General features: G+C 71.9%; 9 protein-coding genes. 4 read left to right on the forward strand and 5 right to left on the reverse strand.

Annotated features, from left to right (window positions below; translation table 11 throughout):
* Positions 1-99: 99 nt before the first annotated feature.
* Positions 100-1,230 (reverse strand): zinc-dependent metalloprotease, encoded by a 1,131-nt coding sequence (locus ACFYWQ_RS40675; RefSeq protein WP_389524952.1) that lies wholly within the window; start codon positions 1,228-1,230, stop codon positions 100-102.
* 149 nt (positions 1,231-1,379) lie between these two features.
* Positions 1,380-3,050: a D-alanyl-D-alanine carboxypeptidase/D-alanyl-D-alanine-endopeptidase gene (gene dacB / locus ACFYWQ_RS40680; protein WP_389524955.1), complete on the reverse strand. Its 1,671-nt coding sequence runs from the start codon at positions 3,048-3,050 to the stop codon at positions 1,380-1,382.
* Between the two features lie 79 nt (positions 3,051-3,129).
* Here dacB and ACFYWQ_RS40685 point away from each other — a divergent pair, with 79 nt between their 5' ends.
* Together ACFYWQ_RS40685 and ACFYWQ_RS40690 are read left to right on the forward strand one after the other, a co-directional pair.
* Positions 3,130-3,621 (forward strand): inorganic diphosphatase, encoded by a 492-nt coding sequence (locus ACFYWQ_RS40685; RefSeq protein ID WP_030734045.1) that lies wholly within the window; start codon positions 3,130-3,132, stop codon positions 3,619-3,621.
* A 171-nt stretch (positions 3,622-3,792) separates the two neighbouring features.
* Positions 3,793-5,457, forward strand: a complete 1,665-nt coding sequence (locus ACFYWQ_RS40690; RefSeq protein ID WP_389524958.1) for a threonine/serine exporter ThrE family protein — start codon at positions 3,793-3,795, stop codon at positions 5,455-5,457.
* 379 nt (positions 5,458-5,836) lie between these two features.
* Here ACFYWQ_RS40690 and ACFYWQ_RS40695 read toward each other — a convergent pair whose 3' ends face one another.
* Positions 5,837-6,823: a DedA family protein gene (locus tag ACFYWQ_RS40695; protein WP_389524961.1), complete on the reverse strand. Its 987-nt coding sequence runs from the start codon at positions 6,821-6,823 to the stop codon at positions 5,837-5,839.
* Between the two features lie 182 nt (positions 6,824-7,005).
* Positions 7,006-7,767: a MerR family transcriptional regulator gene (locus ACFYWQ_RS40700; RefSeq protein WP_389524964.1), complete on the reverse strand. Its 762-nt coding sequence runs from the start codon at positions 7,765-7,767 to the stop codon at positions 7,006-7,008.
* A 136-nt stretch (positions 7,768-7,903) separates the two neighbouring features.
* Here ACFYWQ_RS40700 and ACFYWQ_RS40705 point away from each other — a divergent pair, with 136 nt between their 5' ends.
* Both ACFYWQ_RS40705 and ACFYWQ_RS40710 read left to right on the forward strand, forming a co-directional pair.
* Entirely contained in the window at positions 7,904-9,187 is a 1,284-nt protein-coding gene (locus tag ACFYWQ_RS40705) for an ion channel protein (RefSeq protein ID WP_389524967.1), read from the forward strand.
* Between the two features lie 223 nt (positions 9,188-9,410).
* Positions 9,411-10,811, forward strand: coding sequence for a glutamate decarboxylase (locus ACFYWQ_RS40710; protein WP_389524970.1), 1,401 nt, complete (start codon positions 9,411-9,413; stop codon positions 10,809-10,811).
* Positions 10,812-10,925: 114 nt separating this feature from the next.
* Here ACFYWQ_RS40710 and ACFYWQ_RS40715 read toward each other — a convergent pair whose 3' ends face one another.
* Entirely contained in the window at positions 10,926-12,386 is a 1,461-nt protein-coding gene (locus ACFYWQ_RS40715) for an aldehyde dehydrogenase family protein (RefSeq protein ID WP_389524973.1), read from the reverse strand.
* Between the last annotated feature and the right edge of the window lie 46 nt (positions 12,387-12,432).

A 12,432-nucleotide genomic window follows, 5' to 3' on the forward strand; every position in this document is an offset into this window, starting at 1 on the left:
ATTCGACTGCCGTCGGGCCGGATCGTGGTTCACGAGGGACCATGGAGGATCACTGGGGATCACTGGGGATCGCGGGGGATCGCGGCGGACCGGTCCGGTTCACGGCTCGGCCCTGCGGTGCACCCGCGCGACCCAGTCCGCCGGTGCGGCGATCTCGGCCTTGGTCGGGAGGGTGTTGGGCGAGGTCCACACGTGGTTGAAGCCGTCCATGCCGACCTGGTCGACGACCGCCCGGACGAATCGTTCGCCGTCCTTGTACTGCTTGAGCTTGGCGTCCAGCCCCAGCAGCTTGCGCAGCGCCATGTCCAGGCGGGACGCCCCCTTGGCGCGGCGCTGCTGGAACTTCTCCCGGATCTCGGAGACGGTCGGGACGACGGCCGGACCGACCCCGTCCATGACGAAGTCGGCGTGGCCCTCCAGGAGGGACATCACGGCGGTGAGGCGGGCGAGGATCTCGCGCTGGGCGGGGCTCTGCACGAGTTCGACCAGGGAGCGGCCGCCGTCGTCCTCGTCGCCCTCGGGGCGGCCGCCGGCGAGGGACTGGGCGGCTTCCCGGATGCGTTCCAGGAAGGTCATGGGGTCGACGTCGGTCTCGGCGAGGAACGCCTGGATCTCGCCCTCGAGGTGGTCGCGCAGCCAGGGCACCGCGGAGAACTGGGTGCGGTGCGTCTCCTCGTGGAGGCACACCCAGAGGCGGAAGTCGTGCGGTTCGACGTCGAGTTCGCGCTCCACGTGGACGATGTTCGGCGCGACGAGGAGGAGGCGGCCGCCGCCGTCGGCGCCGGCGGGGAGGTCGCGGGTGGAGGGGGCGAAGGTCTCGTACTGGCCGAGGACCCGGGAGGCCAGGAACGACAGCAGCATGCCGAGTTCGACGCCGGTGACCTTGCCGCCCAGGGCGCCGAACACCGCGCCGCCGGGGGTGTTGCCCCGCCGCTCCTGCATCTTGTCGAGGAGCGGCTTGAGGATCTCGCGGAAGCCGGCGACGTTCGCCCGGACCCAGCCGGGGCGGTCGACGACGAGGACGGGGGTGTCGTGGATGTCCTCGGTCCCCATACGAGTGAAGCCCCGGACGTGTCCCTCCGAGGCCTTGGCGTGCCGGCGCAGTTCCGCGACGACGGCGCGCGCCTCGTCGCGGCTCACCTCGGGGCCCGGCCGCACGAGCCGCGTCGCGGTCGCCACCGCGAGATTCCAGTCGACCATCCCGGAAGAGGCACCACCGAAGCTCGTCATGTGTCAACCGTACGTGAGCGCCCGCGCTGGGGGCAGATCGCGGAAGAGGGGTGGGGGACAGATCAGGGTGGCCCGGAGGCCGGGCGGGACGGCGACGCCGTTCCGCCCCTACGGCGTCCCGAGCCCCGGCTCCGGCCCCCGCTCCGCCCTCACCGGCATCCGCACCCCGCCAGGGCCGTCGCCGCGCGGTCCAGCGCGGCCTGGGCCGCCGTCGGGTCGGTCGTGTCCGAGGTGAGGAGGGCGAAGGACAGGAGGCGGCCGTCCTGGTCGACGACGGTGCCGGCGAGGGTGTTGACGCCGGTCAGCGTGCCGGTCTTGGCACGGACGACACCGGCCGCGCCATCGGTGTAGCGGCTGCTGAGGGTGCCGGTGAAGCCGGCGACGGGCAGACCGGTGAGGGTCGGGCGCAGGTCGGGGTGGGCCGGGTCGCCGGCCTTCGCGAGGAGGGCGGTCAGCAGGCTCGCGGTCAGCCGGTCTTCGCGGTCGAGGCCGCTGCCGTCCTTGAACTCGGCGCCGGACAGCGGCAGTCCGAGCTTCGCCAGCTGCGCGCGGATGGCCCGGCCGGCGCCGGCGAAGTCGGCGCGTTCGCCGGTGGCGACGGCCGTCTGGCGGGCGAGCGCCTCGGCGATGTCGTTGTCGCTGTTGGTCAGCATCCGCTCGACCAGGGTGGACAAGGGGGGCGAGGAGACCGTCGCGAGGGTCTCCGCGCGGGCGGTCGCCTTCGACGGGCCGGGGGGCGTGGTGTCGATGCCGTGCGACCGGAGGAGGTCCGCGAACCCGCTCGCCGCGTCGGCCGCCGGGTCCGCCACGCGGGTCGCCGGGCCTTTGGCCGAGCCGTCCGTGCGGCCCTCGTCAGCGGTGAGGGCGGTGACGGGGGCGAGATTGGGGTTGACCCCGATGGGGTGAATCTCGGAGCCGGCGTACAGGGTGGTGTCGTAGGAGAGCGTGGCCCGGGTGATGCCGCGTTTCTTCAGGGCCGCGGCGGTCGAGGCGGCGAGGGTGCGCAGGCTGGCGTAGCCCTCGGCGTCGGCGCGGGCGGTGAGGGTGGGGTCGCCGCCGCCGACGAGGACGACCTCCCCGGTGTCGGGTTCGAGGGCGACGCGGGTGGTCAGGCGGTGGTCGGCGCCCATCGCGGCGAGCGCGGCGACCGCGGTGGCGATCTTGGTGGTGGAGGCCGGGGTGAGTGCCTCGTCGGCTCCGGCGCCGTACAGGAGCGTGCCGGTGGCCACGTCGACGACCGCGGCCGTGCGGCGGGCGCCGAGAGCCGGGTCGGCGAGCAGGGGGTCCAGGACGCCGGCGAGGGCGTCGGCCGCAGGGGCGGCCTTCACGGTGGTCGTGGTGCCGCCCAGGCCGGTCAGGACGGAGGCCGCGCTGGGGGCGGGCTCCGGCGCGCCGGCCGCCGCGCCGGACGTACCGGACGCATCGGACGGGCCGGTGTCCGGCGCCCCGGCCGTGGCGCCGTGATCTGCGCCACCCGCCCGTTCCAGTGCGGCGGCCCGGTGGCGCTCGGCCGTACGCTGACCGGTGGAGTCCCAGGGGCCGGCGGCGGTCGCCACGCCGACGGCCAGGGCCAGTCCGGCGGTCGCCGCGCACGTGGTGTACTGCCAGGTCCGGCCGGCCTTCGGCATCGCGATCCGCGCGAGCTGCGGTTTCGCCGCCTGCGTGAGCCGTGCGATCCGCGGCTTCGCGGCGGCCGCGGCGCGTTCGGCGCGAGGCCGTACGATCCCTGCGGCCCGTGCCAGACGCGGTCGTACGGCGTTCGCGGCCCGCACCACGTGCGGTCTCGCGGCGCGCCAAGGCCTCAGTTCCGGCACGACCACCAGCCCCTTTCGCGATCACACCCCTGCGTGAGGGACACTTAACCACCAGAACTATGTGCTGATCATGGAGGAGCCACCGGTGGAGTTCGACGTCACGATCGAGATCCCGAAGGGTTCGCGGAACAAGTACGAGGTGGACCACGAGACCGGTCGGATCCGCCTGGACCGTCGACTCTTCACCTCGACCGCCTACCCGACCGACTACGGCTTCGTCGAGAACACCCTCGGCGAGGACGGCGACCCGCTGGACGCGCTGGTCATCCTGGACGAGCCGACCTTCCCGGGCTGCCTCATCCGCTGCCGCGCGATCGGCATGTTCCGGATGACGGACGAGGCCGGCGGCGACGACAAGCTGCTGTGCGTCCCGGCGACCGACCCGCGCGTGGAGCACCTGCGCGACATCCACCACGTGTCGGAGTTCGACCGCCTGGAGATCCAGCACTTCTTCGAGGTCTACAAGGACCTGGAGCCCGGCAAGTCCGTCGAGGGCGCCAACTGGGTCGGCCGCACCGACGCCGAGACCGAGATCGAGCGGTCGTACAAGCGCTTCAAGGAGCAGGGCGGTCACTGACCTCCCCGCAGCGAAGGGGGCCGCACGCGCGCGTGCGGCCCCCTTCGCATGTCCGCGGACGGAAAGCCCCTGTGCGGGTCGCGTGACCGTGGGCACAGGTACCTCGGTGCGCGGACGGGCGTCTGCGCATACTGAGGCTTACGGAATGTGTCGTTCAGGGAGCGTTGCTCAGTGACGGAGGCGGAGGACCGCAAACCGCAGTCGGACGAGGCCAGGAGCGTGCCCGACTCCGAGATCACCTCCGAGTTCGCGGTTCCGCCGGGTCTGGCCCTGCCCAGGGCCGGCGGCGAGTCGGAGACGACGTCGGAGTTCGCCGTTCCCAAGGGGCTGGGCGCCCCGCAGCCGGCGTCGGGGGAGCCCGAGGGGTCGGCGTTCAGCACGCCGAGCACCTACAGCACCCGCCACGCGTCGGCGGCGTTCACACCCGCCGAGGGCGTCCCGGTGGTCAGCCTGACCAAGGACGTGCCCTGGCAGGACCGGATGCGCACGATGCTGCGCATGCCGGTGGCCGAGCGGCCCGCGCCGGAGCGGGTGCCGAAGGCGGAGGAGGAGGGCGGTCCGGCCGTCCCGCGCGTGCTCGACCTGACGCTGCGCATCGGGGAGCTGCTGCTGGCCGGCGGTGAGGGCGCCGAGGACGTGGAGGCCGCGATGTTCGCGGTCTGCCGCTCCTACGGGCTCGACCGCTGCGAGCCGAACGTCACCTTCACCCTGCTGTCGATCTCCTACCAGCCGTCCCTGGTGGAGGACCCGGTGACGGCGTCGCGGACCGTGCGCCGCCGGGGCACCGACTACACCCGGCTCGCGGCCGTCTTCCAGCTGGTGGACGACCTCAGCGACCCCGAGACGCACCTGTCCCTGGAGGAGTCCTACCGGCGGCTCGCCGAGATACGGCGCAACCGGCACCCGTACCCCACCTGGGTGCTGACCTCGGCGAGCGGGCTGCTCGCGGGCGCGGCCTCGGTGCTCGTCGGCGGTGACGTCGTCGTGTTCGTGGCCGCCGCTCTCGGCGCGATGCTCGGCGACCGGCTCGCCTGGCTCTGCGCGGGGCGCGGACTGCCGGAGTTCTACCAGTTCCTGGTGGCCGCGATGCCGCCGGCCGCGATCGGGGTCGCGCTGACGCTGGCGCACGTCGACGTGAAGGCGTCCGCGGTGATCACCGGTGGGCTGTTCGCGCTGCTGCCCGGGCGGGCGCTGGTGGCGGGCGTCCAGGACGGTCTGACCGGCTTCTACATCACCGCGGCCGCCCGCCTGCTGGAGGTGCTGTACTTCTTCGTGGGCATCGTCGTCGGCGTGCTGCTGATGCTGTACGTGGGTGTGCAGCTCGGTGCCCATCTCAACCCCGACGTGGCCCTCGGCATCACCGAGCGGCCCGTGGTGCAGATCGGCGCGTCGATGCTGCTGTCGCTGACCTTCGCGGTCCTGCTCCAGCAGGAACGGACCACCGTGCTCGCCGTGACGCTGAACGGCGGTGTCGCCTGGTCGGTGTACGGCGCCATGCGCTACGCCGGCGACATCTCGCCGGTCGCCTCCACCGCCGTCGCGGCGGGGGTGGTGGGACTGTTCGGGCAGTTGCTGTCGAGGTACCGGTTCGCCTCCGCGCTGCCCTACACGACCGCGGCGATCGGGCCGCTGCTGCCGGGGTCGGCCACCTACTTCGGGCTGCTGTCGATCGCCCAGAGCGAGGTGGACACGGGGCTGACCTCGCTGACCAAGGCCGCGGCGCTGGCCATGGCCATCGCCATCGGGGTGAACCTGGGGTCCGAGGTGTCGCGGATGTTCCTGCGGATCGGCTCCGCCGAGAAACGGCGGGCGGCCAAGAGGACGCGGGGATTCTGAGCGGGGCGCTGCGCTGTGCGGTGCGGTGTGTTCGCTTCCGGTGCGTACCGGTGCGGTGCGTTCCGGTGCGGTGCGTTCCCGTGCGGTGCGTTCCGTTCCGGGCGGGCGCGGGTTCGTCGTGGCTTGTCGCGCAGTTCCCCGCGCCCCTTTCCGGCCGGCGCGTTCCCGTGCGGTGCGTTCCCGTGCGGTGCGTTCCCGTGCGGTGCGTACCGTTCCGGGCGGGCGCGGGTTCGTCGGGGCTTGTCGCGCAGTTCCCCGCGCCCCTTTCCGGCCGGTGCGTTCCCGTGTGGTGCGTTCCGGTGTGGTGCGTTCCGTTCCGGGCGGGCGCGGGTTCGTCGTGGCTTGTCGCGCAGTTCCCCGCGCCCCTTTCCGGCCGGGGTCAGTAGCCCTGGTTGTGGGGGTACTGGCCGTTCTGGTGCTGCCGGGCGTCGTACGGCTGCTGCTGGGGCTGCTGTTGCGGCTGCCAGTCCTGCTGCGGCGGGTACTGCTGCTGCTGCTGGTACGGCTGCTCCTGCGGGTACTGCTGCTGGTGGGGGTACTGCTGCCGGCCGTAGTAGTCGTCCTGGTAGCCGGCCTGGTGACCGTCCCGGTACTCCTCCTGGTGACCGTCCCGGTAGTCGCCCTGGCCCTGGTGGGCGGCGTACGGCTCGTGCTGCTCGATGCGGCGGAGCTGGGTCGTGGCGTCGTCCATGACCGGGGTGTGGGCCTGGGCCATGGCCGGGGCGGGGGGCTCCTCCGCCGCCGCGCGCTTCTTCTTCCCCCGCTCGCGCAGGTACTCGATGATGATCGGCACGACGGAGACGACCACGATGAGGACGAGGATCGCCTCGACGTTCGTCCGGATGACCTCGATCTGGCCGAGCCAGTAGCCCGCGAGCGTGACTCCGGTGCCCCAGGCGACGCCGCCGATGACGTTGTACGACAGGAAGGTGCGGTACTTCATGCGGCCGGCGCCCGCCACGATGGGGGCGAAGGTGCGCACGATCGGCACGAAGCGGGCCAGGACGATCGCCTTCGGGCCGTACTTCTCCATGAACTCGTGCGCTTTCTCCAGGTTCTCCTGTTTGAAGAGCTTGGAGTTGGGCCGGCTGAAGAGCTTGGGACCGAAGAACTTGCCGATCATGTAGCCCACTTGGTCGCCGACGACGGCGGCGATCACGATCAGCGCGCAGACCAGCCACAGGGGCTGGCTGATGTACTGCCCCTGGGCCACGAAGAGACCCGCCGTGAACAGCAGGGAGTCACCCGGGAGGAAGGCGAAGAGGCCGGACTCGGCGAAGACGATCAGCAGGATGCCGGGCAGGCTGAAGGTCTCGATCAGGTAGTCCGGGCTGAGCCACTCGGGGCCTAGCGCAAGCGTGGTCACGGGGATGTGGCTCCTGCTGTGGGTGCGGGCTGGGACTGGCTGCCCCAACGTATCAACGCAGCCGCCACGGCCCAGGTTCCATGGGGCTTCCCAGGATGCACTGTGATCCCGGTCGGTGAAACCTGTGGCACGGGTACCGGCAACCACGCCGGCGGGCAGGGCCCCGGCGGACGTACCCGGCGCTAAGAGGTGTACCGGGCCGCGTTCGCCGTGATCGCCTCCTTGAGGTGTTCGGCGAGACCGGGCCGCATGGAGTCGTAGAACGCCTTGAAACGCTCGTCGGAGACGTACATCTCGCCCAGACAGCGGTGCATCTCGTACGGGCAGTCGTAGTACCAGGTGCAGATGTGCCGTCGGTGTTCCTCGGCGAGGTCCATGGCCGCCTCGCCGGTGGACGGCTCACCGGCCTCCACGAGGTCCGCGTAGCGCCCGCTCCAGGCGTCGACCTCGGCCTGGAGCCGTTTCCAGTCGTCCTTGGTGTAGCTGGAGACGCGGCGCCGGGACTCGGCGTGGGCCTCGGTGCCGCCCCAGCGCGCCTCCGCCTCCTCCGCGTACCGCTCGGGGTCCTTGTCGCCGAAGACCTCGAACCTCTCCTCGGGCGTGAGCCTGATGCCCATCTCGTGTGCCTCCATGGCGTGTTCCACGGCCGCGGCCATCTTCTGGAGCTTCTCGATCCGCGCGGTCAGCAGTTCGTGCTGGCGGCGCAGGTGCGCGCGCGGGTCCGCGTCCGGGTCGTCCAGCAGGGCGGCGACCTCCTCCAGCGGGAAGCCGAGCTCGCGGTAGAACAGGATCCGCTGGAGCCTGTCGAGGTCGGCGTCGTCGTAACGCCGGTGGCCCGCGTGGCTGCGGCCGCCGGGGACGAGCAGGCCGATCTCGTCGTAGTGGTGCAGGGTGCGCACCGTGACCCCGGCGAAACCCGCCACCTGTCCTATGGCGTAGCTCACTTCGTCCGCTCCCTTCTCGGTTCGCGTTCCACGGTGCGCCCTCACGCCGCGTGAGGTGCAAGTCCCGCCGGCCCGCACGCCCCCCTTTCGGCTCCCCCCGGATGTCATGTCCGTTTTGCCTGCTTATCGTGAGGTCGTGGCCCAGGACAGCACGCGGCAGGCGCCCACCGCTCCCACGACCCCGGCACGCGCCCTGCTGCCGCTGATCCTGCCCGCCCTGGCCGTCGGCGTCCTGGCGAGCCTGCTGCTCCTGCTGGTGAGCGGGGCGGCCGAGCGGCTCCAGGACGTGCTGTGGGGGGATCTCCCGGACGCGCTGGGGGTGGGCCGGTACTCGGTGCTGTGGATGCTCGTCATGCTGACCTCGACCGGGATCCTGGTGGGTCTCGTGGTGTGGAAGGCTCCGGGGCACGCGGGACCCGACCCCGCCACGACGGGCCTGGACGCGCCCGTGCTGCCGCCCGTCGTCCTCCCGGGCCTGGTGGTGGCGACCGCGCTGATGCTGGCGGGCGGGCCGAGCCTGGGCCCGGAGAACCCGATCATCGCGGTGAACGTCGCGCTCGCCTTCTGGCTGGGGCGCAGGCTGGTGCCCCGGATGCCGGGCCCGGTATGGCCGGTGCTCGCCGAGGCGGCGACCATCGGGGCTTTGTTCGGGACCCCGGTCGCGGCGGCGCTGCTGATCTCCGAGGCGCTGGCGGGCAGAGGGACCAAGGGGCCGCTGTGGGACAGCGTCTTCGCGCCGCTGGTCGCGGCGGCGGCGGGCTCGATGACCACCACTCTGGTGGCCGAGCCGAGCTTCGACCTGCACCTCCCCCCGTTCGGCCGTCCCGGCTGGGCCGACCTGCTCGCGGCGCTCGTGATCGCGTCCGTGGCCGCGTTGCTCGGCATGTGCGCCGTACGGGCCTTCCCCTACGTGCACGGCGCGTTCACGCGCCTCGGACACCCGATGCTGGCGCTGCCCGCCGGCGGGCTCGTGCTGGGGCTGCTGGCTGCCCTGGGCGGCCATCTGACGCTCTTCAAGGGACTGGAGGAGGTCGGGGAGCTCGCGGCCGATCCGGACGGCTGGTCGGCCGGGCAGCTGGCCACGATGACGGTGGTGAAGCTGGCGGCGCTGCTCGTCGCGGCGTCCTGCGGGTTCCGGGGCGGGCGGATCTTCCCCGCCGTGTTCATCGGCTCCGCTCTCGGCCTCACCGCCCACGCGCTGGTGCCCGGGGTGCATCCGGCGGTGGGCGTGGCCACGGGCGTGCTGGGCCTGCTGCTGGCCATCACCCGGCAGGGCTGGGTGAGCCTGTTCGTCGCGGCCGTCCTGGTGTCCTCCCCGACGATCGTCGCGCTGCTGTGCATCGCCTCGCTCCCCGCGTGGCTGCTGGTGACGGGCCGGCCGCAGATGCAGCTGCGCGACGACGGAACGGCGGTGCGCTGAGCGTGTGAACCGGACAGGCCCCCCCGATCCGATGAACCGGACAGCCGCCTCGATCCGATGAACCGGACAGATCCCTCGATCCGATGAACCGGACAGACCCCCTCGACCCGACGAACCGAACACGCGCCTCGATCCGATGAACCGATCACACCCCTCGATCCGATGAAGTGATGCAAGCCGATGCGAGCCGGCCGGAGGCCGGTCCGCGGTTGGGAGGAAGCCCGTGCCCCTGCACAAAGGTCCCCAGAAGCCCGACGAACGCCCCCTGTCCGTGAACCCGTTCTACGGTGAGGCGAACCCGGTCGGCGGCATGACCGAGGCCCCGCCCAAGCACCGGCTGCCGGACGAACCGATGGCTCCGTCGGCGGCCTACCAGCTGGTCCACGACGAGCTGATGCTCGACGGCAACGCACGGCTGAACCTGGCCACTTTCGTCACCACCTGGATGGAGCCGCAGGCCGGCGTCCTGATGGGCGAGTGCCGGGACAAGAACATGATCGACAAGGACGAGTACCCGCGCACCGCCGAGCTGGAGCGCCGCTGTGTGGCGATGCTCGCCGATCTGTGGAACGCGCCGGATCCGTCGGCGGCGGTGGGCTGTTCGACGACCGGGTCCAGCGAGGCGTGCATGCTGGCCGGGATGGCGCTGAAGCGGCGTTGGAGCAAGCGTGGTCAGGCGCCCGGAGCGCGGCCGAATCTCGTCATGGGTGTCAACGTCCAGGTGTGCTGGGAGAAGTTCTGCAACTTCTGGGAGGTGGAGGCCCGTCTGGTCCCCATGGAGGGCGACCGCTTCCACCTCGACCCGCAGGCCGCCGCCGAGCTGTGCGACGAGAACACCGTCGGGGTCGTGGGCATCCTCGGCTCCACCTTCGACGGGTCCTACGAGCCGATCGCCGACCTGTGCGCGGCCCTGGACGCCCTCCAGGAGCGCACCGGCCTCGACATCCCGGTGCATGTCGACGGCGCGTCCGGCGCGATGGTCGCCCCCTTCCTCGACGAGGACCTGGTGTGGGACTTCCGTCTCCCGCGCGTGGCGTCGATCAACACCTCGGGGCACAAGTACGGCCTGGTGTACCCCGGGGTGGGCTGGGCGCTGTGGCGGGACAAGGAGGCCCTGCCGGAGGAGCTCGTCTTCCGGGTGAACTACCTGGGCGGCGACATGCCGACCTTCGCGCTGAACTTCTCCCGGCCCGGCGCCCAGGTCGTCGCCCAGTACTACACGCTGCTGAGACTCGGCCGCGAGGGCTACCGCGCGGTGCAGCAGACCACGCGGGACGTGGCCCGGGGCATCGCCGACCGCGTGGAGGCCCTCGGTGACTTCCGGCTCCTCACCCGGGGCGACCAGCTGCCGGTCTTCGCGTTCACGACGGCACCGGACGTGACGGCGTACGACGTCTTCGACGTCTCCCGCCGGCTGCGGGAGAACGGCTGGCTGGTCCCGGCGTACACCTTCCCGCCGAACCGGGAGGACCTCTCCGTCCTGCGGGTCGTCTGCCGCAACGGCTTCTCGGAGGACCTCGCGGAACTGTTCGTGGAGGACCTGCGACGGCTGCTGCCGGAGCTGCGGCGCCAGTCGGGACCGGCGGTCCGGGACAAGGGGGCGGCGACCGGGTTCCACCACTGAGGCGCGCCGGAGCCCGCCGACCGCCCTCCCCGGCGGGTCCCAGCAGCTCAGGGGCGCGGACCGGCCCCTGCGACCCGAGCCGGACGACGGGCCCTGGGCAGGCCCTGGCAGGCCCTAGAACGGGAAGCCGCTCCGGCCGTGCTGGACGGAGATCCACTTGGTGGTGGTGAACGCCTCCAGCGTCGTCTCGCCGTTGAGACGGCCGACGCCCGAGTTCTTCTCGCCGCCGAAGGGCACGAGGGGCTCGTCGTGGACGGTGCCGTCGTTGACGTGGAACATGCCGGTGTCGATCCGCTGGGCGAAGCGGACGCCGCGCTCGACGTCGCCGGTGTGGACGGCGCCGCTGAGGCCGTACGGGGTGTCGTTGACGAGGCGGACGGCTTCTTCCTCGCCGTCGAAGGGGATGAGGAAGGCGACCGGGCCGAAGAGCTCCTGGCGCAGCAGGGGCGAGTCGGCGGGGACGTCCGTGAGGACGCTGGGCTCGACGAGGTTGTCGGTGGTGGCGCCGTGGACGAGGGCCGTCGCGCCGCCCGCGACGGCCTGCTCCACGGCGGCCGTCAGGGACTCCGCCTGGGAGGAGTTGATGACCGGGCCGATCACCGTCTGCGGGTCGCTCGGGTCGCCGGCCTTGAGGGACTTCACCTTGGCGACGAACTTCTCGGTGAACTCGTCGGCGATCGAGCGGTCGACCAGGACGCGGTTGGCGGCCATGCAGACCTGGCCCTGGTGGACGTAGCGGCTGAAGACGGCCGCGTCGACGGCGTAGTCGACGTCGGCGTCGTCGAGGACCACGAGGGCGCTGTTGCCGCCCAGTTCCAGGACCGTGCGCTTGAAGTGCGCGGCGCAGACGGTGGCGACGTGACGGCCGACCTTGTCGGAGCCGGTGAAGGAGATGACCCGCGGGACCGGGTGTTCGAGGAAGGCGTCACCGATCTCGGCGACGTCGGTGAGGACCACGTTCAGCAGGCCGGCGGGCAGGCCCGCGTCCTCGAAGAGCTTCGCGACCAGCGTGCCGCCGACGATCGGGGTGTCCTGGTGGGGCTTGAGGACCACGGCGTTGCCGAGCGCCAGGGCGGGCGCGACGGACTTCAGCGACAGCAGGAAGGGGAAGTTGAAGGGGCTGATCACGCCGACGACGCCCACCGGGAGTCGGTAGAGGCGGTTCTCCTTGCCGTCGACCGGCGAGGGGATGATCCGGCCCTCGGGGCGCAGCGCCAGGTGGATCGACTCGCGCAGGAACTCCTTGGCGAGGTGCAGTTCGAAGGCGGCCTTGAGGCCGGTGCCGCCGAGCTCGGCGATGATCACCTCGGTGATCTCCCGCTCGCGCTCCTCGACCAGGCGCAGCACCTTCTCGAAGACGGCGCGGCGGGCGTAGGCGTTGGTCGCGGCCCAGGCCTTCTGGGCGCGGGCGGCGGCCCGGTAGGCCTGATCGACCTCGTCGACCGTGGCTATCGTGATCGAGGCGAGCTTCTCGCCGTCGTAGGGGTTGAGGTCGATGATGTCCCACGAGCCGGTGCCCGGGCGCCACTCACCGTCGATGTACTGCTGGGCCAGGTCGGTGAAGTACGACGACATGTGATCCCTCAATCCCTGCGCTGCGACCGCGTCACCATCTGATGGG

This window comes from Streptomyces sp. NPDC003247 (assembly GCF_042888135.1).
GTDB lineage: Bacteria > Actinomycetota > Actinomycetes > Streptomycetales > Streptomycetaceae > Streptomyces.

Bases quoted from the DNA above. Each gene is read 5' to 3' on its own strand.
- ACFYWQ_RS40675 (WP_389524952.1), bottom strand. From the start codon at position 1,230: ATGACGAGCTTCGGTGGTGCCTCTTCCGGGATGGTCGACTGGAATCTC.
- ACFYWQ_RS40715 (WP_389524973.1), bottom strand. From the start codon at position 12,386: ATGTCGTCGTACTTCACCGACCTGGCCCAGCAGTACATCGACGGTGAG.